This is a genomic window from Agaribacter flavus, assembly GCF_042646125.1.
GTDB classification, from domain to species: Bacteria; Pseudomonadota; Gammaproteobacteria; order Enterobacterales; family Alteromonadaceae; genus Glaciecola; species Glaciecola flavus.
On sequence record NZ_JBHRSW010000021.1, the window covers coordinates 41,426 to 65,822 of the forward strand.

General features: G+C 42.4%; 19 protein-coding genes. 10 read left to right on the forward strand and 9 right to left on the reverse strand.

From position 1 onward, the window contains the following. Window positions 1-8 precede the first annotated feature (8 nt). A complete protein-coding gene (gene metJ / locus ACFOHL_RS12195) occupies window positions 9-320 on the reverse strand; it encodes a met regulon transcriptional regulator MetJ (protein WP_376920513.1) in 312 nt (103 codons plus the stop codon). Between the two features lie 249 nt (window positions 321-569). Here metJ and ACFOHL_RS12200 point away from each other — a divergent pair, with 249 nt between their 5' ends. Further along, the gene (locus ACFOHL_RS12200) at window positions 570-1,445 is read left to right on the forward strand and encodes a virulence factor BrkB family protein (RefSeq protein ID WP_376920553.1); all 876 of its coding nucleotides are present in this window, start codon (window positions 570-572) and stop codon (window positions 1,443-1,445) included. A 104-nt stretch (window positions 1,446-1,549) separates the two neighbouring features. On the opposite strand, the gene mutH is transcribed toward ACFOHL_RS12200, so the two are convergent. Then, entirely contained in the window at window positions 1,550-2,224 is a 675-nt protein-coding gene (gene mutH, locus ACFOHL_RS12205; RefSeq protein WP_376920514.1) for a DNA mismatch repair endonuclease MutH, read from the reverse strand. Window positions 2,225-2,317: 93 nt separating this feature from the next. Here mutH and rppH point away from each other — a divergent pair, with 93 nt between their 5' ends. The 4 genes from rppH (at window position 2,318) to ACFOHL_RS12225 (ending at window position 6,911) form a co-directional block, all read left to right on the forward strand. After that, the gene (gene rppH / locus ACFOHL_RS12210) at window positions 2,318-2,854 is read left to right on the forward strand and encodes an RNA pyrophosphohydrolase (RefSeq protein WP_376920515.1); all 537 of its coding nucleotides are present in this window, start codon (window positions 2,318-2,320) and stop codon (window positions 2,852-2,854) included. 18 nt (window positions 2,855-2,872) lie between these two features. Further along, window positions 2,873-5,167: a phosphoenolpyruvate--protein phosphotransferase gene (ptsP, locus tag ACFOHL_RS12215; protein ID WP_376920516.1), complete on the forward strand. Its 2,295-nt coding sequence runs from the start codon at window positions 2,873-2,875 to the stop codon at window positions 5,165-5,167. A gap of 93 nt (window positions 5,168-5,260) precedes the next feature. Continuing rightward, complete coding sequence (lgt, locus tag ACFOHL_RS12220; protein ID WP_376920517.1) at window positions 5,261-6,073, forward strand: prolipoprotein diacylglyceryl transferase; 813 nt, start codon at window positions 5,261-5,263, stop codon at window positions 6,071-6,073. Beyond that, window positions 6,060-6,911: a thymidylate synthase gene (locus ACFOHL_RS12225; RefSeq protein WP_376920518.1), complete on the forward strand. Its 852-nt coding sequence runs from the start codon at window positions 6,060-6,062 to the stop codon at window positions 6,909-6,911. The genes lgt and ACFOHL_RS12225 overlap by 14 nt, the downstream gene beginning before the upstream one ends. 77 nt (window positions 6,912-6,988) lie before the next feature. Here the strand turns inward: ACFOHL_RS12225 and ACFOHL_RS12230 are convergent, their stop codons facing one another. After that, window positions 6,989-7,414 carry a type II toxin-antitoxin system VapC family toxin gene (locus tag ACFOHL_RS12230; RefSeq protein ID WP_376920554.1) on the reverse strand — a complete coding sequence of 142 codons (426 nt, stop codon included), beginning with the start codon at window positions 7,412-7,414 and terminating at the stop codon, window positions 6,989-6,991. After that, entirely contained in the window at window positions 7,414-7,662 is a 249-nt protein-coding gene (locus tag ACFOHL_RS12235) for a type II toxin-antitoxin system Phd/YefM family antitoxin (RefSeq protein ID WP_376920519.1), read from the reverse strand. Before ACFOHL_RS12235 ends, ACFOHL_RS12230 begins: the two co-directional genes overlap by 1 nt. A gap of 305 nt (window positions 7,663-7,967) precedes the next feature. On the opposite strand from ACFOHL_RS12235, the gene ACFOHL_RS12240 reads away from it, so the two are divergent. Both ACFOHL_RS12240 and ACFOHL_RS12245 read left to right on the forward strand, forming a co-directional pair. Then, window positions 7,968-8,987 carry a response regulator gene (locus ACFOHL_RS12240; RefSeq protein WP_376920555.1) on the forward strand — a complete coding sequence of 340 codons (1,020 nt, stop codon included), beginning with the start codon at window positions 7,968-7,970 and terminating at the stop codon, window positions 8,985-8,987. Continuing rightward, on the forward strand, window positions 8,988-9,956 hold the full coding sequence (locus ACFOHL_RS12245) for a sensor domain-containing diguanylate cyclase (RefSeq protein ID WP_376920520.1): 969 nt from the start codon (window positions 8,988-8,990) through the stop codon (window positions 9,954-9,956). It abuts the gene before it with no gap. Between the two features lie 51 nt (window positions 9,957-10,007). Here the strand turns inward: ACFOHL_RS12245 and ACFOHL_RS12250 are convergent, their stop codons facing one another. From ACFOHL_RS12250 to rapA, 4 genes are all read right to left on the reverse strand, one after another. Then, window positions 10,008-10,331 (reverse strand): hypothetical protein, encoded by a 324-nt coding sequence (locus ACFOHL_RS12250; RefSeq protein ID WP_376920521.1) that lies wholly within the window; start codon window positions 10,329-10,331, stop codon window positions 10,008-10,010. A gap of 217 nt (window positions 10,332-10,548) precedes the next feature. Next, a complete protein-coding gene (locus tag ACFOHL_RS12255) occupies window positions 10,549-11,463 on the reverse strand; it encodes a DUF3530 family protein (RefSeq protein WP_376920522.1) in 915 nt (304 codons plus the stop codon). 50 nt (window positions 11,464-11,513) lie between these two features. Next, window positions 11,514-12,197: an RluA family pseudouridine synthase gene (locus ACFOHL_RS12260; RefSeq protein WP_376920523.1), complete on the reverse strand. Its 684-nt coding sequence runs from the start codon at window positions 12,195-12,197 to the stop codon at window positions 11,514-11,516. Continuing rightward, entirely contained in the window at window positions 12,197-15,019 is a 2,823-nt protein-coding gene (gene rapA, locus ACFOHL_RS12265) for an RNA polymerase-associated protein RapA (protein WP_376920524.1), read from the reverse strand. The genes ACFOHL_RS12260 and rapA overlap by 1 nt, the downstream gene beginning before the upstream one ends. A gap of 344 nt (window positions 15,020-15,363) precedes the next feature. On the opposite strand from rapA, the gene ACFOHL_RS12270 reads away from it, so the two are divergent. The 3 genes from ACFOHL_RS12270 (at window position 15,364) to ACFOHL_RS12280 (ending at window position 20,732) form a co-directional block, all read left to right on the forward strand. Continuing rightward, entirely contained in the window at window positions 15,364-16,794 is a 1,431-nt protein-coding gene (locus ACFOHL_RS12270) for a PhoH family protein (protein WP_376920525.1), read from the forward strand. 310 nt (window positions 16,795-17,104) lie between these two features. Continuing rightward, complete coding sequence (locus ACFOHL_RS12275) at window positions 17,105-18,046, forward strand: diguanylate cyclase (RefSeq protein WP_376920526.1); 942 nt, start codon at window positions 17,105-17,107, stop codon at window positions 18,044-18,046. A 301-nt stretch (window positions 18,047-18,347) separates the two neighbouring features. Then, on the forward strand, window positions 18,348-20,732 hold the full coding sequence (locus ACFOHL_RS12280) for a DUF5060 domain-containing protein (protein WP_376920527.1): 2,385 nt from the start codon (window positions 18,348-18,350) through the stop codon (window positions 20,730-20,732). Window positions 20,733-20,877: 145 nt separating this feature from the next. Here the strand turns inward: ACFOHL_RS12280 and ACFOHL_RS12285 are convergent, their stop codons facing one another. After that, a complete protein-coding gene (locus ACFOHL_RS12285) occupies window positions 20,878-24,393 on the reverse strand; it encodes a hypothetical protein (protein WP_376920528.1) in 3,516 nt (1,171 codons plus the stop codon). Window positions 24,394-24,397: the final 4 nt, after the last annotated feature.

Here is a 24,397-nt window from a genome sequence, read left to right on the forward strand (position 1 = left end):
CTGGGTAATTATTCCTCGTCATCACTGTTATTCATTGCCGCCATAATGGCGCGTGCTTCAGCCGGAATACGATGGGTGTTGTCTTTACGCAGGTCATCATCATTAGGTAAGGGTTGTCCTGTAAAGGCGTGTAAGAAAGCCTCGCACAACAACTCTGAGTTTGTAGCATGTCGAAGGTTGTTTACTTGGCGACGTGTTCTCTCATCAGTCAGGACTTTGAGGACATTGATGGGGATGGAAACGGTTACCTTTTTTACCTGTTCACTTTTTTTTCCATGCTCTGCATAGGGATGCAAGTATTTACCGTTCCATTTTGCCATTTTATATCTTGTTTGTTTTTCTCATTTGTTCGAAATTTTAACTGGATAAAATAAAAGATCAATCTAGACGTGTAAACTTCTGTACGTCTATACGACAAAATTTTGCCTCAGCTTTGAGCTGTCAATGATCACACTACTCAAAAACTCGAAAGTAGTTAGATTGTGCTCGCTAGCAAATCGCCAATTAGCCTTGTAAACTATGACATATTGGGATTTGAGCCTTTTGGTTGTTGATGGAGTTGTTTCTTGATTAATAAAGCTGACGCAGTCGCATATTACCGAGCCCGAAAGCCATTAGTTTGGGATATTTTAAAAACGTTTTTTGTTTACGTTAAACGTGAGCGCATAACTGTATCTGCCGGCCATTTGGCTTATGTTAGCTTGTTGTCATTGGTGCCAGTAATCATGGTATTTTTCATGATTATGTCAGCGTTTCCTGCTTTTGCTTCGATCAGAGAGCAATTTGAAAACTTCATTTTTACAAATTTTGTGCCGACCGCTGGTGATGTTGTTCAAGAGTATATGGGAGACTTTGTTGCCAATGCTTCAGGTATGAGTGCGGTCAGTATATTTTCTTTATTAATTGTTGCCCTAATACTGATATCTCACATCGACAAGACATTTAATCACCTTTGGAAAACAGAAGTGCAGAGGCCACTAATATACACCTTTGCAATTTACTGGATGATCATTACCTTGGGTCCCTTGCTAATAGGGTTGAGTATTGCGGTAAGTTCCTACTTAGCGACAATCGCAGCATTTGCTGATGACTACACTCCAGGCTTCGGTACTTTGTTTTTGAAGGCTGTCCCTAGTATGGCTGCAATTGGTGCTTTCTTAATTTTGTACATGGTTGTCCCCAACCGCCCCATACGTGCAAAGTATGCGTTTGCTGGCGCTATTTTAGCCGCTGTGTTGTTTGAGCTGTCCAAAAAAGCATTCGCATTTTATGTGGCGAGCTTTCCCTCTCATCAGGTTATCTATGGGGCACTGGCAACCGTCCCGATACTTTTTATGTGGGTGTATTTATCTTGGATTGTGGTGTTGATTGGTGCTGTTTTTACCTATGCGATTACCACGACATGTGAAGGTGGTAGCGAGTCAAATTCGTTGCAAAGCGAATAAAAGCCTTTTCGGAATCACCATGGATGGGGTAATGACGACTTTGATTTTTAGCATAAACACTTCACCAGAACACAGTCTCTGTAAAACCCGTATCGCTTGTTATATCAACAAAATACTTCATCGAGTATATGTTGAGTAAAGTTTTTACGTAAGTAAAATCCTCTAGGACGAGTGGTAATCGGGCGGCCGTCTTTACCAATGGCGTCAGTTAGTGCCTTACCATTCGCGGCCTTCGGTCGAATTTGCAATACTTCCCCTATGCGAGCTGTTATTTGTTCAACTTTTCCTAGACATATCATGTCCATCAGTTCTTCCCAATCTTGTTGCAACAGCTGTTGCTGACGTTGATTTGGCTGCCAGATAAATCCTTGCCCGATTATTCGATCTTTGGGAGGGATTTCTCGTTCACCCTGAATAGGCACCCAGAGCACCTTTTGAAGTTTGTTTTTGACATTACTGGTCTCCCAGTGAATACCAGACAGGCCTGTCAGTGGCGCATAACAAACGTAAGTAGTTTCCAGAGGTTGGTTATTGTAAGACAGTGGCAAGGTTTTTAATTCGATACCGAGTTCGGGAAAATCTTGCTGAGGTTTACTTCCTGCACTTGCGCCCAAAGCCAGTTCAATAAGTTGACCACTCCAACCTTTTTCTCGCTTAAAATTTTCGGGAACTTTAACGTTTAACTGCGCGGCTAACTCGCCAAAAGTTAGCCCTGCGATATCCCCAACACGCTTCATTAGCTCTTTTTCATTCGTGGGTGAGAGGGCAAAAGACCCCATTTCGTTAACCCTTTGTTAAGTTATGCTTTGATTAAGTCTAAGTTTATGAAAGAATGCAGTATTATTAAAGATTTAACGCGCTAGGTAATCTGTGTGATTGATACCGAAGGATTCCGCGCGAATGTTGGCATTATTATCTGCAACAAGCAAGGCCAAGTCTTCTGGGCAAGACGGTATGGTCAACATTCATGGCAATTCCCGCAAGGTGGGATTGACCAAGGCGAAACAGCCGAACAAGCTATGTATAGAGAGTTATACGAAGAGGTTGGGCTAAAACAAAAAGACGTTAAAATCCTTGCCGTAAGTCGAAATTGGCTACGATACAGACTACCTAAACGCTTAGTGCGAAAAGGCAGCGACCCAGTGTGCATTGGACAAAAGCAAAAGTGGTTTTTACTTTCACTGAGTTGTAACGAGAAAGATGTAGACTTATCTTTATCAGGTCATCCAGAGTTTGATGATTGGCGATGGGTCAGTTATTGGTACCCGATTAGAAATGTTGTCTCGTTCAAACGCGATGTGTATCGCAAAGTCTTGAGTGAGTTTTCGTCTGTAGCTATGAGCGTACATCGGCAAAACTCTCAGCACTACCGAAAAGGAAGAAAGAAGCAAAAAAGCTCGCCTAAATAACGACTTGCTGGAAATGATATGCTCACGACACTCAAACAAATTATCCAAGAAGTCAGTCAACTACCAAGCTTGGAAGAGTCCTTAGATCGCTTAGCTACTTTAGTTAAACAAACAATGGGTGTCGATTCATGTGCCGTATATTTAGCAGATTGGCAGTCGCGTAGGTACGTGTTAACTGCCACAGATGGTTTAGATAAACGAGCGATTGGACAGGTAAAGATTGGCTTTGATGAGGGGTTAATCGGTCTTGTCGGTGACCGTGAAGAGCCGCTCAATATAGAAAACGCACCTGCCCACCCTAGTTTCAAGCATTACCCTGAAGTCAAAGAAGACAACTACCATGCTTTTATTGGTACGCCTATTGTGCACCAAAGAAAAGTACTCGGTGTTATTTCTTTACAGCAAGAGATTAGCCGTCGATTTAGTGAAGATGATGAAGCGTTTTTAATTACGCTTGCGGCACAAGTCGCGCTCTACATTGCTAATGCTGAAATGCAAGGCCAGCTAAAGTTTTCAGAAGAGCAAGCATTAGAAGATAAAGACAAAGGAATACGGGTATTAAATGGTATTCCTGGCTCACCTGGTTTGGCTATTGGTATCGGCTATGCGGCTAACTTTCAACACGAATTGCGAAATCTCGTCACTAGGCGAGCACCTGATACCGAAGTACAAATAAATAGATATCGCCAAGCCGTTGAACTCACTAGAAAAAGTGTTGAAGAACTCTCTTCTGGACTGAGTGAGGCCTTACCCGATGACGTGAAAGCTATTTTCCAGCTTTATCACCAACTACTCGACGCAAATAGTTTAGGACGCGAAGTAGAAAACAAGATCAGAGAAGGTTGGAACGCCTCCTCTTCGCTCAAGTTTGTGGTTGAAGCTTATGCGGCTCGGTTTGAAAACATGGATGACCCGTACATGCGAGAGCGTGCCGTTGATATCATCGATTTATCAAATCGTATTTTGGCTAACATTATTGGGGATGTCGAAAAGCCGCAAACATTGGAAGCCAACGTAAAATACATTTTGGTGGCAAAAGAAGTCAGTGCGCCTATGTTGGCAGAGTTTCCGCCAGAGCAACTTGCCGGTATTGTGTCAATAAAAGGCTCCAATAACTCTCATGCTGCTATTCTTGCCCGAGCGATGGGGGTGCCGGCAGTGATGGGCTTGCCCCATATTTCTGTTAATTTGTTGAAGTCTCAAGAATTGTTCATTGATGGGTATTCTGGTCGTTTGGTTCTGAATATCGACACAAACACGATGGCTGGCTATCAGCACTTAATTAATGAAGAGCAAGCGTTATTTGAAAAAATAGACAGTGAAGCTGATGCGCCGCCTATTACTCAAGATGGTCAACGCGTATCTCTGATGGTAAATGCTGGTTTATCAGCCGACTTGGAATTGGATCAATACCGGCAAGGTGATGGTGTGGGTTTATATCGCACCGAAATTCCTTTTATGATGCGCGAAAGGTTTCCATCAGAACGTGAACAATATGAAATTTATAAACATGTTTTGGTCACGCATCCCAACAAAGAAATCACTATGCGGACGCTGGATGTTGGCGGAGACAAGCCTCTCGCGTATTTTCCAATTTCAGAAGAAAATCCATTTTTAGGTTGGCGCGGTATTCGATTAACGCTGGATCACCCCGATATTTTTCTTGTTCAGGTCAGGGCTATGTTGAGAGCAAGTATTGGCCTGTCCAACCTGCACATACTCTTGCCCATGATATCCAGCCTTAATGAAGTTGATGAAGCGAAGCGACTAATAAAACAAGCGTTTTTAGAAGTGAAAAGCGAAGCGATGGAACAAGACCAAATGCTGTCTAAACCAGCTGTTGGCGTTATGTTAGAAGTGCCTGCAGTATTGTTCCAATTGCCTCAACTTGCTGAACGCGTGGATTTCTTTTCGGTCGGCACTAATGATATGACGCAATACTTGCTCGCTGTTGACAGGAACAACCCTCGCGTCGCGTCTTTGTATTCTAGCTATCATCCGTCAGTATTAAATGCCTTACAGCAAATTCAACAAGTGGCGGCGCAATACAACGTTCCCGTTACTGTTTGTGGTGAGCTAGCCGGTGAACCCAGAGGCGCGCTAATATTGATCGCCATGGGGTACAGAAAACTCAGTATGAATGCACATTCCTTGCGTAAAATCAGTTGGGTAATTCGCAATATGTCAATTCATGATAGTAGGCAAATGCTGAGTGAAATTCTTAATTATGATTCTCCGATGGCGGTGCAAGAGGCGCTGTCTGAGTATTTAGAGGCAAAAGGCCTTGGTGGTTTGGTGCGGGCAGGCAAGTAGATTGGCCTGTTGTTGCAACCATAAACAAAGATAAACACCCTCTAGTGCTTGTGTTAAAATCATGAAATAGCTTGCAAAGGAATAAAATAATACATGTCAGTTGGTCAGCACCTCGTTTTTCCTGATATCAATCCCATTATTGTTGAAATTGGCCCCTTGGCTCTGCGTTGGTATGGTCTGATGTACTTAGTCGGGTTTGCAGCAGCTTATTGGCTGGCAAATCGACGACTCAGTCGTATGGCTTGGACAAAAGAGCAGCTCAGTGATTTGTTGTTTTGGTGCTTTATGGGCGTGATTATTGGCGGGCGTTTAGGTTATGTTTTTTTCTATCAATTTGCGCACTTAGCAGAAGACCCATTGTATTTGTTTCGCATTTGGGAGGGCGGTATGTCCTTTCACGGGGGCTGCATCGGTGTGATTGCGGCAGCTTATCTTTATGCAAAAAAACAAAGTTGGTCATTTTTACAAGTTGGCGATTTTATTGCCCCATTGGTGCCGATTGGTTTGGGAGCCGGTAGAATCGGAAACTTTATTAATGGTGAACTATGGGGGCGAACAACTGATGTGCCTTGGGCATTTGTTTTTCCCACTGGGGGGCCAGAACCACGTCACCCATCACAGCTATATGAGTTTTTTCTGGAAGGTGCAGTTCTCTTTGTGATTTTGTGGCTGTATTCGGCTAAACCAAGACCTGTTGGCTCGGTAGGCGGTGGTTTTTTATTGGGATACGGTATTTTCAGATTTATCGTCGAGTTTTACCGTGAGCCAGATCAACACTTGGGACTCTATTCGACAGGTTTAAGCCAAGGTCAAATGCTCTGTATACCAATGATTTTGGCTGGGCTGGGTTTAATTGTTTATGCCCTGAAAAGTAGTAAAAAAGGGGCAAGCAATGAGTCAGTATGAAACGCTTTGTCGGCGTATTATTGAAGAAGGGCAGTGGGTGAGCAATGCGCGTACGGGTATTCGTTGTTTAACCGTCATTAATGCAGACTTAACTTATGATGTAGCTAACAATGCTTTTCCACTAGTTACCACTCGGAAATGCTTTTACAAAGCCGCTATCGCTGAATTATTAGGGTATTTGAGAGGGTACGACAATGCCGCACAATTCAGAGCTATTGGTTGTAATACATGGAATGCAAATGCCAACGAAAACCAAGCATGGTTGAATAATCCCGCACGCAAAGGCGAAGATGACATGGGGCGCGTCTATGGCGTTCAGGGGCGTCGCTGGCAAAAGCCAGATGGTGGGAATCTCGATCAATTAAAAAAAATAGTGGATAACCTATCTGCCGGCATTGATGACAGAGGAGAAATTCTAACTTTTTACAACCCTGGGGAATTTCACCTTGGATGTTTGCGCCCATGTATGCATACCCACACCTTTTCATTGCTGGGAGACACCTTATATTTAACGAGCTATATGCGAAGCTGTGACGTCCCGCTCGGGCTTACTTTCAACATGCCTCAGTGCTTTGTATTACTAGCTTTGGTTGCACAAATTACCGGGCATAAACCGGGCAAAGTCTTCCACAAAATTGTTAACGCGCATATCTATGAAAACCAATTGCATTTGATGCAAGAAGAACAGTTAAAACGAACGCCTTTTTCTGCACCGAGCTTATGGATAAACCCCAAAATCACATCTTTAGAAGATATAGAAACATGGGTGTCAACCGACGATTTCAGAGTGGAAAACTATGAATATCACCCCGCTATCGCATATCCGTTTGCGGTTTGAGTTGGATAATATAGAGTCAACGACAAGCCCTTTTATCATGCAGTGATAGGCGGGTGAAGAAGGAGCCGAGACTGCGTTTACTTAATTGTTTTCCATGGATTTATCAATTGAACATCAATATGTTGAAAATCACGCTCGTTGCGGCTTACTAATGTAAAACCATGGACTATGCTTGTCGCTGCGATCATTGCGTCACGTTCTGACTTAGGGTCTGGTACATGCAATTGTGCGCATTTGAGCGCAATGCTCGTATTAAATGACAAAATGCGTTCTGAAAAGGCCTTTAACACTTGGTCGTTTAGCCACATTTTATAAACTGAAGCCTGCTTAATATCTTTTCGCTCTAATTGCAAAACACCCAATTCGATTTCCAGTATTGAGATCGAAGAAATAAACATATTGCTTGTCGATATGCTCTGAGCCCATTTTATGACGTTTTTATTTGCTCTATTGGTTCCTGCTTTTCTAAGCTCTGAAATGACATTAGTATCTAGCAAATACATCAATCAAACTCTAAAGGTTTAATTGAACTGACATTCAGTTTTTCAAATTCAAAATTATCAACCTCGGCGCGCATTGCTAACATATCCACTATATTTACAGATTGTCCTGTAATAGCTTCATAGTCATCAATTGAAAGTAATACATGGGAAACCTTACCACGCTCGGTGATCCTTACAGGGCCTTTATTGGCTGAACGTTTTACTGCTGTAGGATTCTGATTAAACGCTTGGCTAGTAACTGTTTGCATAATAGGCTCCAAACAATGGTTTCATGTAGTGATTATATTACATTGATAGTTAAAATCAAATTTGTAGTTATATAACTACTTTATTTAAATGGCTGGTGGTAGGTAATCACACGCGAATGTGATTACCTTAGATTTGTAGAGCAGAAGCCTCAAGGTATAAAAAACTTAATTCATCAAAATCTATCGAATACGTATTTAGCTATTAATTTTTTTCGCGTCATGCAGATAACCCTTTTATCGATTGAATGGTTTTTGACCAAAACATGACACTACCACAAGCTGGTAGCTTGGAAGATACTACGCTTATGTCTTTACCTGTGCTAATTTGTGATGACTCGGCCTTTGCGCGAAAGGCAATGGCGCGCTCTCTGCCTGATGGCTGGGATGTGGAGGTTTCCTTTGCTTCTAATGGGCAGGAAGCCATTGAGGCAATCGAGCAGGGTAAAGGCGATATGCTGTTCCTCGATTTAAACATGCCTGTAATGGATGGCTATGAAACCATGCAAGTCATTCGAGAGCGCGATTTACCTACCATGGTTATCGTTGTATCCGGTGATGTACAAGAAGAAGCGCATAGGCGAATGAAGTCAATGGGGGCCATCGACTTTATTCGCAAGCCCATCGATAACGCCAAATTAACGGATATTTTATCTAAGTATGGTATCTACAATGGCGAAAAAACTGCGGCTAAGCGAGCTGCGCAAACTGATGTAAAAATCGGTTCTAGCCTTGAAGAAAAGATGGATGCCTTTAGAGAAATTTCAAATGTTGCCATGGGCCAGGCTGGAGAAAGTCTCGCACAAGTTTTTAAGCAGTTTGTCAATTTACCTATTCCCAATGTCAGCATGGTGCACACCAATGAACTTGCGATGACTTTGGCCTCTATCGACAGTGAACAGCAGGTCTCAGCGATATCCAAGGGGTTTGTGAGCAAACACATAAAAGGCGAGGCCATCATAATATTCAATGATGCAAATATTGCCTCGGTCAGAAACTTATTGGGTCGACAAAGACATGCGACACTGCCGAGTGACATAGAAGTATTGATGGATGTGTCAAACATTATTATTGGTGCTTGTATCAATGGCTTGTCAGAGCAATTAGGTGTCAACTTTACGCATAATTCGCCCATTATTCTGGGTATTCACTGCGATTTAAATGAGCTGGTTGCAAACAATATTTCTCGTTGGGAACAAGTGCTCGTGATCGAAATTGCCTATGCAATATCCAAAGAAAATATAAATTTTGAATTGCTATTAGTGATCCCTGAAACAGAGATCGATGCCACCTTCAAGCAACTGATCAACGTAAGAGGGGCTGCGTAAATGGAAATGGGTACGCAAGTTAGTGGGTCTTCGAGTTGGCAACATGCACTCGTGTCCTCGATTGAGGTGGGGATTGTGGTTGTCGATACCAATTTTGTGATCGAACAATGGAATCAATTTATGCAAAACCACTCCGGTTATGATCTCAACGACGTGCGTGGTCGATCGTTATTTACATGTTTTGATGACTTGGACGAGGCGTGGTTGAAGAACAAATGCCAACCTGCCGTAGAAATGAATACGCCGGTCTTTATGATTTGGGAGCAAAGGCACTATTTGTTTAAGATGGATACGGCTCGACCCGTTACCTCGCCTGCCGAGTACATGTACCAAAACATCAGTATTTTTCCCATACTGTGTGAAAAGGGAGCCGTTGAGAAGATTTGCTTTTTGGTTTACGACGTTACCGATCAAGCAATGAGTAAAATGCGCATTGAGGGCTTAAATCAAAAACTAAAAGAAATCAGTCGTGTAGACGGTTTAACTCAGCTTTTTAATCGGCGTTACTGGCAAGAACGTTTTGAGCGAGAGTTTAAACTAACTATTCGTAGCAAAAAGCCAATTTCAGTATTAATGTTAGATATTGACCACTTTAAAAAAGTGAATGATACCTATGGCCATCAAGCCGGTGATGCGGTAATACAATCCATTTCAAAGCTAATTAAAAAGGCAACAAGAGAAACGGATATAGCAGGTAGGTACGGCGGTGAGGAGTTTGTAATTTTGTTGCCAGATACTACTGCAGAAAATGCCTACACGGTTGGTGAACGTATAAGAAAGGCGGCAGAAAAAACACTAGTCGAACATGAAGGCGCTGAGATTAGCGTTACCATAAGTGCGGGAATAGCTGAGTTTAATGCGGCCTACACACAACCCTTGCTTTGGCTTGAAGCTGCTGATCAGGCTTTGTATGATGCCAAAAATGCAGGGCGCAACACGGTAATTGTGTCCGCAGTGAATACTGCTTAAATAACCTGATCTCGGGATAAATACGTTAACAGCACTTCGAGACCAAGGGGCTTAAGGGCGTATACCTATGACTTCAACTGGACACAATTGATTGTTATGAAGATAATGCATTAGCGTGACTAACTCCCTTTTCATCTCCTCGTCATTTGATAGCGTGTTGGCATCTAGGTGCTGCAAATGGAACAATATATGCCAAAACAAACGCTCTTTGTGCGTATAGACTTCTGATACTCGGTCTTTGTACAAGGTCCATTCTTCGAGCGTGTCCCACAAGAAATGTTCTAATTCTTTATAGTCAATCCGATGTGCCCAATATGCATCTACATAGTAGGTGAGTTGTTTCGATTTATTTGCAATAAATGCACGGATTGACACAGTAAGTCCCAAAAAAAGTTAAGATAAGTATGGTTTGTCTATAAGTATAGTTAACAATCCTAAAAAGTTGATGAACTAAGCCAGAATATTGTTAAGTGCATAATTTTTAGGGTAATAAAGTCGAGCATGGCTTCACGGCGTTATTGTTAATTGTAGCTAGACTCAAAGAAGGTGGTAGGAGGGGATGGCAATAATAATGCAAGGGAAAACTGTCTTGCTAATAACCCAGATAGCTAAGCCAGCCATATATCTCCTTACTCAAATAGTTGCTTTGAAGAGATGTAAGGCTAATACCAACAATTGCTCTTTGCCTGTAATGCGTTTTTATTTGCCGTGTCGCCATTATTTTACGCTCTGCTTGCGTATCCATTGCCCAGATGCTGTCCCACTGACTAATTAAGTCCAATATTGGCAATGGGCTTGTCGCCACTAGTTCTGGAATTTGTTTGTTGAGTACACGATTGGGTACGTGCGGAGACAATAAAATTAAACTACTGAAATTACTAGGATTACCTTTGAGCAGACAGTAGGCGGATAGTCCATGAGCTGTGAGAATGGTTCTATTACTTTTATCGCTCAAATCATCTAATATGGCCGTTAAATAAGAAACACTGGCAGTGGCGCAAGCCTTTGCGTGCTCCTCGGTAAAACTATTACCGCTGGTGAAGTCTGTACTTGATATTTCTTGGTCGCGACCAAATGCACTTTGTGGTAAAAACGCAAGTACCACCTGCCAGCCATTTTCGCGCAAATGCGCTGCGATATCGATCATGTAATGGGTATTTAATGTACCGCCGAAGGTATCAGGTATCAGCAATATAGTGCCTCTACGAACAGCAAGATTTGAAGGCAAATCTAAATAAGCGTGGGGCTTATTTTGATAAGTAAATTCTTTGTATTCGTCTGCGTGTAGTTGATGCTTTATGTCTTGGTATATCGCTAATTCGTAAGCATTGTTTGTTTCGACATTAGTAGTGTCTTCTGGCGTGAGCTGACTGTCATCCGCCTCCTTTTCGACTGTAGCCACAGAATCGTTTTGCGTATTGCTCTGTGCATGAGCTAAATGCAGGAAACTATATGTAAGTACTATCAATACACAAAATAGCGTAAATTGCCTAACTGCCCCAAACACAAGTACCTCAAAATAAAACGCCTAGCTTAACTTGTTTATCGGCGGCAGCATTAAAAGCTCAACGGCTTTTGAACGAAGGAAAAATCAGGGGGATTCTCAAAAGTGAGTAAGTTGTCACTTACCGGATGCCTAAATTGAATGAAGCTAGCGTGCAAGCAAAGTCGTTGAGCCATAGCTTTCCCTTCTGGGCAAGCGTATAAACGGTCACCCAAAATAGCGTGACCGATTGACAGCATATGCACGCGTAATTGATGCGACCTACCAGTGACGGGAACTAGTTTAACGAGGGAATATGTCTTACTTTGCTCAACCACCTCGTAATGTGTTTTTGCTGGTTTCCCGCGTTCAAAGTCAACCATTTGCTTAGGCCTATTAGGCCAGTCGCATATCAGCGGTAACTCAATCGTGCCGGCAAGATTTTTAGGCTTCCCTTTAATTAAAGCGTAGTAAACTTTGTTTACTTTGCGATGCTCAAATTGCTTAGAAATGTTCCTGTGTGCGGCTTTGTTTTGTGCAGTCACGATGATACCAGATGTTGCCATGTCCAATCGATGCACGATACTCGTGTTGGGTAATACTCTCATCAAACGAAGTTGCAGGGAGTCTCTGTGCTCCGCAGCTTTTCCAGGTACGCTTAAAAGCCCACTCGGCTTATTCATCACCGCGATGTGGTCATCGCGGTATATAAATTCTAAGTAAGGATCTAGAGGTGGGTTGTATTCCAGTAAGGCCATTATTTGGGGTTGTTGATAACAAGGCGAACGCTATCTAAATAAGGTGTCGCTTCAGAAATAACCTGCATGAGATGTTGTTTTTGCTCTACCAAAAATTGCACCTCTTCGTCACGAATACTTGGGTTATGTGCCTGCAGATGCTTTAAACGCTCGACTTCATTGTCTATGCTTGCTTGCATATTGTTGAGCGCATCGTTCTTGATGCCTAACAAAGATTCATTCGCCAATGACAAGCCCTTGTCGACAGCGGTTTTCAATTGCTCAGACAGCGCAGTAATGAGTTGTTGCGCCATTTTAGGTTTAACCTTGAAAATACTCTCGAAATGAATGTCTTCTGCTTCATATTTTGCATTTATACACAAGCGAATGGGTGTGGCGGGTAAGTATCTATATAACTGCCATTTTGCGTCAGTGACTGGAGCGAGAACACCAATAATTTCCAGCCAAAATGCACCAACTGGTGCGTCGACTTGATTGACAAAACAGACACTACTTTTGCCAACGACATCTGTGAGTATTGCATCAATACAATGTGTCACAATTTCACTGTCCCCACTCAAATAATGCACATGTTCTAGTTGCGTGGCTACACTTCGCTTGTAGGTGACTTCTGTGCCTTCTTCGTGCAAACCAGGAATAGGAAACATCATCGACTCGCCCTGACGAAGTATAAAGACTTGGTCATCTTTTTCTTCCTGAATCACACCCAAAGAATCTAATAGACGGGACATAAACTTCATCATTTTTACGGCATTATCAGCACCAATGATCCGGTCGATGACCGCTTCTACTTTATCACCTCCTGATGAATTGAGCTCTAGCAAACGATCTCGGCCACGCTCAATGTCTGCTTTTAAGGTTTTGCTAAGATTATTGGCTTGCTCTACTAAATCTTGCCAGTTTTCCATATCTTCAGGACTTTGCAATGCAGCATGCAAATCACTATGCAACGCTTCATATACGTCTGAACCCACTGGGCAGGTATGGGTAAAAGCATTTAGGCCGTAGTGATACCAGTTGAACAGTACCGCTTGCGGATGATTTTCAAAATAGGGCAAGTAAATATTAACATCATGCATTTGCCCTATGCGATCCAGGCGGCCAATGCGTTGCTCTAACAAATCAGGATTGAGAGGCAAATCAAATAAAACCAAATGACGGCAAAATTGAAAGTTACGACCTTCCGAGCCTATTTCGCTGCACAGCATTATTTGTGCGCCTTGTTCACTCGTCGCAAAAAAGTGCGCGGCTTTGTCGCGCTCGACAATGCTCATTCCCTCGTGAAATACTGTGTGTCGTACCGATGTTTTGCTGCGTAGGTATTCTGCCAGTTGCATAGCTGTCGAGGCATACGCACAAATTAGGAGCACTTTATCGCCCTGTACATCCTCCAACAGTTTAATAAGCCATTGAATTCTTGAGTCAAATAAAGGCCATTTGTCGTCTAATATTGCGCTTCTCTCTGGATGCAGTTGAGTTGCGATATCGTCAGCGGGATCATGCAAAAGCGCATATTCTTTAGGCAATTTCAATGGAACCGAGTGTGCAATTCGCTTGGGAAAGCCGCTAATCGACGCTCTTCGATTTCTAAACATAAGCCGTCCTGTGCCATGTCGATCGATAAGGTCAGCGACAAGCTTTTGCCTTTCTTCTGGCGTATCCAAGTTAACTGGGTCAACGTCTGCTGAAACCGCCTGTAACTGGGTGATCTCTTCATCTGACAACGGCTCATCATTTAATAAAGGATTGACAGCCTGCGCGAGCTCTGAATACTTCGCTTCTTCTTCCACAAATGATTGATATGAATGAAAGCGTGCAGGGTCGAGCAAACGCAATCTCGCAAAATGGCTCTCATGACCCAGTTGATCAGGCGTGGCGGTTAATAATAGTATGCTGGTCGCCTTGTGACTCAGTTTTTCAATTGCCAAGTAGGCACTGGAAGGCGCATCGGGTGTCCACTTCAAGTGATGTGCTTCATCCACTACTAGCATGTCCCAGTCTACACTGAGTGCTTGATGCAGGACTTCTTCCTCTTCAATGAAGCTTTGACTGCACAAGACCAGTTGTTCTTGTGAAAACGGGTTTTCTCCACTTTCTTTTACCGCCTCTATGCGTTCTTCGTCAAACACGGAAAAGTGCAGATTTACGCGGCGTAACATTTCTACTAACCACTGATGCACCAAGGGCGAGGGAACGCAAATGAGGACGCGTTTGGCTCTGCCACTCAATAACTGCTGGTGTATAATCAATGCGGCTTCGATGGTTTTTCCTAAGCCGACCTCATCAGCAAGTAATACACGTGGGGCATAACGTTTACCTACTTCATGAGCGATGTGTATCTGATGAGGAATCAACTCTACTCGCGCGCCGATCAAGCCCACTGCGTCAGAGCTTGCAAAGTCATATTGTTGCTGCCAACAAGAAAGGCGCGTATCGAACCATTTGGGGTCATCTAATTGACCGAGAAAGAGGCGTTTTTCTGGTTGATGAACCTTCACGTGGTGATCTAGAGCAACTTCAACAATTGACGCGTACTCTTCAGTATCGTGCCGTTTGCCAGAATATGTATAAAGACCGTCTTGTTCTGTCGCCTTTTCAACGGTTATGGTCCAGCCATCGACATGGGTGGCGGTTTCACCGTCACTCAGTATCAAACGCGCCAAGGCATTTTGCTTTTTCGCGTAATTTCTTTCTTCATTAACTGCTGGGAACAATACCAATACGGAGCGGATGTCTTCCGCCATAACAACACCAAGTCCAAGGTCTACTTCGCTATTGCTCAACCAACGTTGACCGACTACATACTCAATTTGTTGTGACATTTATTCTTAAATTTTTGCTTGGGTAACGCATAATTGTAATACCCAAATACTGGATTGTCAGCACAAAATAGCTAACTATAACCCCATCGTGAATAGTCAACAAAAATTTAAAATAAAAGTCGTGATAAATCCTTCAATCTTGTTTATGGTAGAGGGAGTATTGAGCAAATCTCGACGGTAAAGTGTCAATGTGAGCCAGAAATTCACAGACGCGAGTAAAAATGCTCAGTTATGACCTGAACTACGAGGTTTTCTCTTTCGACACCTTATCTTTGTATCGGAAGTGGCTTGGTTGCATCCAATACAGGGATAAAGCATACACTGTCCCATTAATGGAGTGATGAATGCCAAAAAACCAAACTGTAGAGACACTTGATATTCAAACCGCTGCCCGAGTTCATCGTAAATTATTCGTACTAGATACCAATATTCTTCTTCACGAGCCACTGGCTTTTTTATCCTTTAAAGAACATGACGTTGTTGTGCCGATGACGGTACTTGAAGAACTTGACTACATCAAAGACAGTAAAAAGGATGTAGCGAGAGATGCTCGCGTGTCCATTAGAGCTATGGAAGACTTGCTGCACGATGCCTCACCTGAACAAATGCTCGAAGGCGTAACTATGCAAGGGCTGGGATCCGGCAAGACTGCGCCGACTGGTGCGTTGTCGATATTTGCTGATTTGAGCATGCAAGACAAGCAACAGGTTTTCAGTAGCAATGAAAACGACAATCGAATTATTAATGCGGCTTTGTATTTACAGGCGCAAAACCCCAAACGCGACGTGGTTTTAGTTACTAAAGACATCAATATGCGCCTAAAAGCCAAGGGCGCAGGTATGAGCCTAGTACAAGATTATCGCTCAGATCAATTGATCAGCGACATGAAGTATTTGACTAAAGGATTTTATAAATTTGAAGGGAATTTCTGGGACAAAGTCAAATCTGTTGAGAGCGTGACTGAAGGCAGGGATACCGTGCACACCATCGACAAGTCGCTGGTACCTGAGCCATATATCAACGAGTTTATTGTTGATGACGACGGCAGTTTTGCAGGATTGATTGAAGCGATTGATGAAGACACTATCGAAGTCTTAGATCTCGGCGTTGATCGTTTAATGGCGCGCAAAGCTTGGGGGATTCATCCAAAGAATATTGGGCAAGCAATGGCACTTCACACCTTGTTAGATCCCCATATTGACTTGTGTATATTAACCGGCCCAGCTGGCAGTGGTAAGACATTACTTGCCTTAGCGGCGGCTTTACATATGGTGATTGAGCACAATATGTACGACAAGATCATCGTTACCCGCAGTACGCCAGAAATTGCTGAATCTATTGGCTTTTTACCCGGCACCGAAGAAGAAAAAATGGCACCGTGGTTAGCTGCCATTACAGACTCGTTAGAGGTTTTGCACAAGAATGATGAAAACACCAAAGGTTCAATGAATTACATCATGGAAAAGGCCAATATCCAGTTTAAATCAGTGAACTTTATGCGCGGCAGGAGTTTGCAGAATGCAATAGTGATTTTGGATGAATCGCAAAACCTAACGGCTTCTCAGCTGAAAACCATTATCACCCGTTGTGGGGAGGGAACAAAGTTAATCTGTGCGGGTAATCTGTCGCAGATAGACAGCAACTATTTAAATCCTTTGACCTCTGGATTGACGTATTTGGTCGAAAAATTCAAATATTTTTCCGGCAGTGCGACAGTTAGCCTTGACGGAGTTGTACGTAGTCGTTTAGCTGAATTTGCTGAAAAGCAGTTGTAGTCTATCGCCTTTGATTATAGTTTTGAGGGCTTCGCGCCCTCTTTATAATACGAAAGTTGAGAAATATGATTAAAATTCGAGACTTTAGCTATGTATTTTGTTAAAACTAAAGTTATCGGCGTTGTTCATCCGATAAACAATTGTGATTCTTTAGTTAGGCCGTGTTGCACTGTAATGCACGCTCCCTAATTTAACTGCAGTAGTCTCATGAAAACTACAAAAATGGCGATATAAGTCATTATAGAGGCAATAAAATGCAAGGATCGCGCGGTTAACAAGTATGCTACAGCGGATGTAACGAAACTTAAGAATGACCGATTTAAAACCTAAAATACTCATTGTAGACGATGAAAGGCTCAATATTAGGTTGCTGTACGAAGGCCTAAAAGACGAGTATCAAATTATCGTTGGTAGTACTGGAAGAGATGCAATTAGGCTGGCGACTAAAGAACTGCCAGATCTTGTGCTCTTGGATATTGGTTTAGACGACATCAGCGGCCATGAAGTGTGCAAAGCGCTCAAAGCTAACCCCACGACCAAAAACATTCCTATTATTTTTGTAACTGCGCAAGATACTTATGAAGATGAACTTAAGGGGCTCGAATTAGGCGCAATTGATTATTTTCGAAAGCCCTTCTCTATACCTTTAGTACGTGTTCGCGTTAGAAATCAAATTGAACTGAAAAGAAAAACAGATATGTTGCAATATTTGTCCTCGATTGACGGTTTAACTGGATTGGCTAACCGGCGTCAATTCGATGAGCACTTGAGCAGCACGGTGCGCTATGCTGATCGACAACACAGAGGCTTATGTCTTTTGATGATCGACATTGACAGATTTAAGCAATACAACGACTTATATGGTCATGTTAGAGGTGATGATGCCTTAAAAGTTGTCGCTCGAGTACTTAAAAAATGTGCGGCTCGCCCCTTAGATTTTATTGCGCGATTTGGTGGTGAAGAATTTATTATTTTACTCACGGACTCTAGTCCAGAAGAGGGAGCCTTAGTTGCCGAACGAATTAGGGAGCAAGTAGAAAAGTTGTTTATTCCGCATGAAGGTTCAGAATACGGGTTTTTAAGTGTCAGTGTGGGGGTGGCCAATATCAAACCTGATGTGGGTGAACATATCGACGAACGAGCGTTTGTAGAGCACGCTGATACTTGTCTATATTTTGCAAAGGAGAGCGGCAGAAATCGGGTTATTTCAGAAGACTTTGAGTTGCAAATTAAACCAAACTCCAAGAAATGATGGTTTACCTTTTTGACTCAAAAATTCGGTTAACAAAATCTACGGGCTCTAAATTTTCCGTGTTCATATGGCTTTGTGAAAAAACGTAATTCTGAATGTAAAAAACGTCCTGCGATAAGGTCTAGCGAGTCTTTTTCACTTAACTCCGCGTGTGTACTATGTTTTCTCGGCATGCTCGTCTTCATGCATTTATGTTTTTACAAGTTTGCGTTAAAAACAGCTGCTTTCATGCACTTGTGATCAATATGTGTAATATGGTAAAAATTGTGTTAAATTCAAAAATGCAATTGTCGATTTACATATGAAATATTTAGTTTTAGTAGGCGCTATTCTCGCGCTGAGCACCTCGCTTGCTTCTTTTGCAAATCAAGAAAAAAAAGGTATCACGCTTAGTGCTAAAACCTTAATACCCGAAGCAACCAATTTTGGAAATGTACCAAACGGGTTAGCTATTCGTACCCATCGAGGTTACAGAGAAGCGCAAATCAATATTACCACGCCAGTTGGCAACACTGACTTTGATATAGCTTTTCATGCGTTGTCAGAAGTGGCGGGTGACTCCGAACATGAAATTATACTTGGCGGAAAAAGCTTAGGTAAGTTTACGGTGCCTGCTGCTAAGAATAAAGAAACACCTTTTGTTAAGACCTTCAAAAATATCTATATTAATGAGGGTGAGTCACTCACGATCAAGTCAAGCGTTTCTTCTAAAGATGGAGAGACATTTAGTTCTGCCGAGTGGCACAAATTAGTATTTGTCCCGCTTTCTGTTGACCCAGGTCGTCTGAAAACACGGATAAACATCGCGCGTTCTCAGGAAGAGATTGAGTCAGGTCCAGACTTATATGTTGCTAGGCAAGCCGATGGTGACGCTTCGATTCAAATTACGGGGGAGCTGAAGCAATGGCATCCCGTCACGCTCACTATGCAAGGCCCCTTTGCACATGAGCAAGATATTCAGCCGAATGCCTTCTTAGATTACCGTATGTCAGTCGAGTTCTCGCACGAAAGTGGCGTGCCGACTTATACTGTTCCCGGTTATTTTGCTGCTGATGGTAACGCTGCAGAGACTTCAGCAGAAGAGGGGACGGCATGGCGAGCCCATGTTTCACCTGATAAACCTGGCACTTGGTATTACCGTGTCTCGTTTGTAAGTGGTGAAGACGCCGCTATCGTACCCGCAGTGGGCGAATACCTAGCGCCATATCACGGAAAATACGGCACCTTTAAAGTGGCCAAAACCGATAAGCGAGGAAAGGATTTTAGAGCAAAAGGACGATTAGAATATGTTGGCGGAAGATATTTACGCCATGCAGGTACTGGCGATTATTTCCTAAAAGCTGGGCCTGATGCACCAGAAACAATATTTGCTTACGAGGATTTTGACAACACAATTAACATGAAACCTGACTTGCCTTTAAAAACATGGGAAGCCCACGCACAAGATTATGTTGAGGGTGATCCAACTTGGCAAAATGGAAAAGGTAAAAACTTAATTGGTGTGATGAATTATTTGTCAGATGTGGGAGCAAATGCATTTTCGTTCTTAACGTATAATGCAGGTGGTGACGGTGACAATATTTGGCCCTATGTAGAGCGCAATGGAAAGTTACATTTTGATGCCTCAAAGTTAGACCAGTGGGACATCGTGTTTGCCCACGCTCAAGCTAAAGGGCTCTATCTGCATTTTAAACTACAAGAAAATGAGTCCGATGATAATCGACGTGGCAGCGCGAAAAAATTTGCAGAAATCAAAGAGTCGATGGATGGCGGATTATTGGGTACTGAGCGTAAGCTTTATTTGCGAGAAATTATCGCAAGATTTGGTCACCACTTAGCCTTGAACTGGAATATAGGGGAAGAAAACACGCAAAACTATGAAGAGCAGCGCGACATGGCTGAATACATATTAAATGTCGATCCCTACGATCACAATATCGTTATTCATTCGTTCCCCAATCAGCAAGAGAAAGTTTATAAAGAACTGTTGGGTTCTCGTTCAGTACTAACCGGCGCCTCTTTACAGAATTCTTGGAATACGGCACATAGCAAAACACTGCGTTGGATTGAAGCAGCGAGCGCCGCTGGTAAGAACTGGGTTGTGGCTAATGATGAGCAAAATCCGGCCGGTATGGGCGTACCACCCGATCCAGGTTACAAGGGCTTTGATGGCTTTGCGAAAGGTTGGAAAGGCAAGTATGACTTACATGACATCAGAAAATACACGCTTTGGGGTAACCTAATGGCAGGTGGTGCGGGTGTTGAATACTACTTTGGTTACAAGCTGCTCGAAAATGACCTTAACGCAGAAGACATGCGTAGCCGCCACCGTTCATGGATATATGCGGGTATCGCTGTGGACTTCTTCAGCGAACACGAGATTCCTGTACAACGAATGAGAAACCTTAATACCTTGGTTGGCAATACCAAGCGCAGCAACGACATATATTGTTTTGGTAATGAAGGTGAGCTATACCTCGTGTATTTGCCTGAGGGCGGCACAACGGATATCGACTTGTCTCACGAAAGTAAGAAAACCAAGTTTAAAGTAAGCTGGTTCAACCCTCGCACTGGTGAGAAGTTAAAACGCGGAAGTGTGCGCTCGGTAAAAGGTGGCAGCACCGTTTCTATTGGTAATCCACCTTCTGACGAAAATGAAGATTGGCTGGTGGTGTTGAAGCGTTAGTTTTTAGAGTTGACCCTGAGGCTAGCCTCAGGGTCTTTGCTTTTGCATATCCTTCAGTCTACTGCATTCAGACAACAGAACCCTTGCCGTTTACCAAAAACTATCCTACCAATAGCTTCCTAGTCTGCTATCAACCAAAACCGCTTTATTCTTCGGCGACTGTGAAGTCGATGGCCTCTTCTTCTTTAAGATCTAATTCTGGTTGCTGTGTTTTTGGTATCGCGTCACTAATAAATAGCGTTTTAGTTTCATAATCGTTGAGGCTTTTGTTCCTTTTATCAAAGTGCTTTTTAGCGATGTCCACATAGAGCAATTGATGTATTTTTTTTGTTAGTTTTTCTTGGTCACCACATTTTTTATCTGCTCCAAGTTCGTCAATTAATGCATTTGAATAGTTCACGACTAAAGTGATAAAGCTAGTTATTTGGGTAGCTTGAGCTTCAAAATTATCTTCCTTAACATCCTCAACTGTTGAAGCTATCGTTTTTAGTGAAGACTCACTACTAGTAATGGCTTTATTTATGTCGCCGGAATGGCTGTTGCAAAGCGTATCCAGCGATATTCTCCAATTTTTATCAGCTAGCCAAGATTTGATTTCCTGAAATTGCGCTAGGGTAGACGTTTGATATTTATCTATATTGCTTGCATACAACACATCAAGCGCATTTGATGAATTTGCTAAGCCCAATATACCTTCTCCTGCGTTTAAAAAACTACCTGCTTTGCCGGCGGTATGGAACAATACAGCATTTGATAGCGTTCGGTACATGCTTTTCGGGTCGACAGAATAACTTTTGACGTACCAGTTACCAATATCATCTTTTACAATAACATAGTTCACTTCATTTGAGCCATTAACTCTTACCGTATTAATGTTTTGCCAATATTGTTTGTCGATTTGTTGTTGTGTTGAATTATTGCGAGTAAACGCAAGTTCGCCTAAACCTGGGACTGCCCTCAAATTGTTGTGAACTAACATGTTATCCCAATTTTCTGCACCGCTATCATCTTGTAAAGAACTTGAAGGGTAGCTACTTCTTAAATAGGCACTGGCAGGCACTAAGTATTGCCGACGTGCCCTTAGGTCGTATGCACTGGTGAGAGCTCTTTCGGTATTAAGTAAGATGGCACTGCCATCGGGGTATTGCGTTTTCTGGAGTATAGTTAAGTGCTCTAAATGGCGGATAACGCCATCTAAGGCCTGACTTGAGTCGCAATGCTTGGCTGGCACTTTATTGTTACTATGTGACTTATCTTGTTCATCTTGTTGACAGGAGAAACCGTGTTTTAAGGCCTTGTTTAATGCCCATTTTACTTTTTTATCAACTAGCTGTTGTTCATTTGTATTCAGGCCTGTACGCAGTTGTTCTTGCCAAGTCTCGATATTATCCACATCATCGAGATGAACACCATCTACATGCGCGATCAATTTATGGGTATATTGCTGCTTTTCTCTCATGTTTTTGGTGAGAGCGTCAATTTTTTCAATACTGATATCACTCAACCCTGTTGCGGTCTTAATTTTGCCAATTAGTTCCTCAGATTCAGTTTGAAGTTGAGCATGTTTGGTTTGTACCGCCTTTTTTTGTACTGCGACTGCACTTGTCACTTCTTTGAGTGCAGTGTTGACAAAGTTAGTCCAATAGGTTCTTGCTTGATTGCTTCCGTCATTAATAAACAAAGTATTTGCCCGACTTAGCGTATATTGCAATGCTCGGTGCTCACTGCATTTTGAATTATTTTGCCCAAAGATATAGGTACAACCGGATTTTGAGAGTGCTGATTCAATTCTATTGATACTTTGGTTCACTTTATTATTTGCTTCATTGAGATAGGCGCTAAATGTGATAGTGGTTGGATCGTTTTGCATATTTAGTGCTTGGGTAAAAGTATCTAGTGAGGCTGAGGCTTGTTGAAATCCAATAAGGCTTGATTTCAGTTCTTGCAGTCTTTCAGCGTGTTGCTTGAGATCAGACGCTTTATTTTCATTCCATGTTTTAAGTTCACCCCGTAGTGCTTGCAAGGCTTTTTCTCTTTTGCTCAAGGCTGCCTTGTCATTCTTTAATGATATTAATACGCTATCTTTAAAATTTGCGGCACTCAATCCAAAGTGTTTTTCAATGTTTGTCCAGTCAAACTGTTGCCAATCTTCTTGCTTATCAGCGTGTGCACGCTTGCGTTTAATTTCGTTTATTTGCACGACAATAGTGGTGCCAATAGCTTGTAAGACCTGAACGTATTGTTTGAGTGATTTTCTCGCTGTGCCCGTGATATGCTCGTTTGTCAGTGCTTTTTTGTCTGCCAAGGCGAGTAGCTTACCCGCATAATTGAGTAGCATTTTTTCCAGCGCGAGTTCGTTATCGACTAAGCCAAGGCCGTCGCCTGCGTCAATGTGATTGATTAAAGTAATTAGGCCAAGTTTATTTCTAGTTTGATTAAATACGTCAAGATCTACTACTGCATTGGTAAATGAGGCAAATGTATTTTGCGCTAGGCGATTAAAGGGGTCTTTTAATACCTCGTCCATGCTGCAATCATTTGTGTTCGTACTTCCATTATTGCACTCGTCTAGCAAATCTTTAAACACGCTGATTCCTCGAGCAATGCCTGAGGTATTGATACGACCATTTTGACTAATCGCCATAGCTAAATTGAGTGTATTGAGTAAGGAGCGGGCAAACGCAGTGTTGTCGGACAAGCTCAATTGCTTGGCTATATTATTGCTGGCTTTTTCGTACGCTTTCCATGTTGCGTTTTTTTTACGATTTTGATTTGCAATTGCCTTGTCATTTGTTTGTTGTTCTTGGCGCGAGTTGGGGTATTTATCGTCGATTTCCTTTAGCTCAGTTTTGAAGTTTTGTAAACTCTTTAAAGTATCTTTGTATTCAGAATCAAAACTGGATTTATAACCGGTTTGTTTTGCCCCTCGGTATATATCGACTTCATCAATGGCTTGCTTAAGAGTATTCGGATTAATCAAGGTCCCGACTAACTCAGCAGCACTTTGAAGCATATTGATTCTGTCGCTTTCCTTAAATGTCTTGCGGTCATCTGCGGGTAAATTGTGCAGATAGTCAATCACACGCAAAGAGCTTAAAATGATGTAGTTATGCGCTTTTCGTATGTTTTTATTATACTCGTTAAAATTACGAGTATTTTGCGAATTAGCGGATAAGGCTTTAATTCGAGCAAATTGTTGGCTCACGTCTCCGTAGTATTCACTTATTTGTGTCGGCGCCAAGTCGTTAAAAAGTCCTTGAAGTCGAGTTAGGCTGCATGCGAGGCTGACGTTTGATGCATAGCCTTTGTTTTCCCAAATAGAGGGTTCTTTAGTTATCTCACAGGCATTAAGATTGATGAGATCCATGTGACTTATCGGGCTATCTGTATGTTTACGACTGCGTTTGCTCTTTAATGAAAATTGCGCGCCAAAGGGGCGCTCTGCATATATCAGATCGCGTTTTAAGTTTTCCTCCAAGTCCGACAATATCTGTTTGGAGGTCATCGTCAGTGACGTTAGTTGCTCGTGCTGCACTTTTTCTTGATCAGCCAATGGGCCTTTATATACATCTACATCAATACGTATTGATGAACATGAAAATAAAATTGATGTTAGGACTATTACAGAGAGTGCGCGATATGATTGATTTCTACTGTTCATCGAA

What these genes read in the sequence shown, in the direction of transcription:
- ACFOHL_RS12235 (WP_376920519.1), bottom strand. Translation starts at nt 7,662, where the DNA reads ATGCAAACAGTTACTAGCCAAGCGTTTAATCAGAATCCTACAGCAGTA.
- ACFOHL_RS12285 (WP_376920528.1), bottom strand. Translation starts at nt 24,393, where the DNA reads ATGAACAGTAGAAATCAATCATATCGCGCACTCTCTGTAATAGTCCTA.
- ACFOHL_RS12270 (WP_376920525.1), top strand. Translation starts at nt 15,364, where the DNA reads ATGCCAAAAAACCAAACTGTAGAGACACTTGATATTCAAACCGCTGCC.
- rapA (WP_376920524.1), bottom strand. Translation starts at nt 15,019, where the DNA reads ATGTCACAACAAATTGAGTATGTAGTCGGTCAACGTTGGTTGAGCAAT.
- ACFOHL_RS12260 (WP_376920523.1), bottom strand. Translation starts at nt 12,197, where the DNA reads ATGGCCTTACTGGAATACAACCCACCTCTAGATCCTTACTTAGAATTT.
- ACFOHL_RS12240 (WP_376920555.1), top strand. Translation starts at nt 7,968, where the DNA reads ATGTCTTTACCTGTGCTAATTTGTGATGACTCGGCCTTTGCGCGAAAG.
- ACFOHL_RS12280 (WP_376920527.1), top strand. Translation starts at nt 18,348, where the DNA reads ATGAAATATTTAGTTTTAGTAGGCGCTATTCTCGCGCTGAGCACCTCG.
- lgt (WP_376920517.1), top strand. Translation starts at nt 5,261, where the DNA reads ATGTCAGTTGGTCAGCACCTCGTTTTTCCTGATATCAATCCCATTATT.
- ACFOHL_RS12245 (WP_376920520.1), top strand. Translation starts at nt 8,988, where the DNA reads ATGGAAATGGGTACGCAAGTTAGTGGGTCTTCGAGTTGGCAACATGCA.
- ACFOHL_RS12225 (WP_376920518.1), top strand. Translation starts at nt 6,060, where the DNA reads ATGAGTCAGTATGAAACGCTTTGTCGGCGTATTATTGAAGAAGGGCAG.
- ACFOHL_RS12230 (WP_376920554.1), bottom strand. Translation starts at nt 7,414, where the DNA reads ATGTATTTGCTAGATACTAATGTCATTTCAGAGCTTAGAAAAGCAGGA.
- mutH (WP_376920514.1), bottom strand. Translation starts at nt 2,224, where the DNA reads ATGGGGTCTTTTGCCCTCTCACCCACGAATGAAAAAGAGCTAATGAAG.
- metJ (WP_376920513.1), bottom strand. Translation starts at nt 320, where the DNA reads ATGGCAAAATGGAACGGTAAATACTTGCATCCCTATGCAGAGCATGGA.
- ptsP (WP_376920516.1), top strand. Translation starts at nt 2,873, where the DNA reads ATGCTCACGACACTCAAACAAATTATCCAAGAAGTCAGTCAACTACCA.
- ACFOHL_RS12275 (WP_376920526.1), top strand. Translation starts at nt 17,105, where the DNA reads ATGACCGATTTAAAACCTAAAATACTCATTGTAGACGATGAAAGGCTC.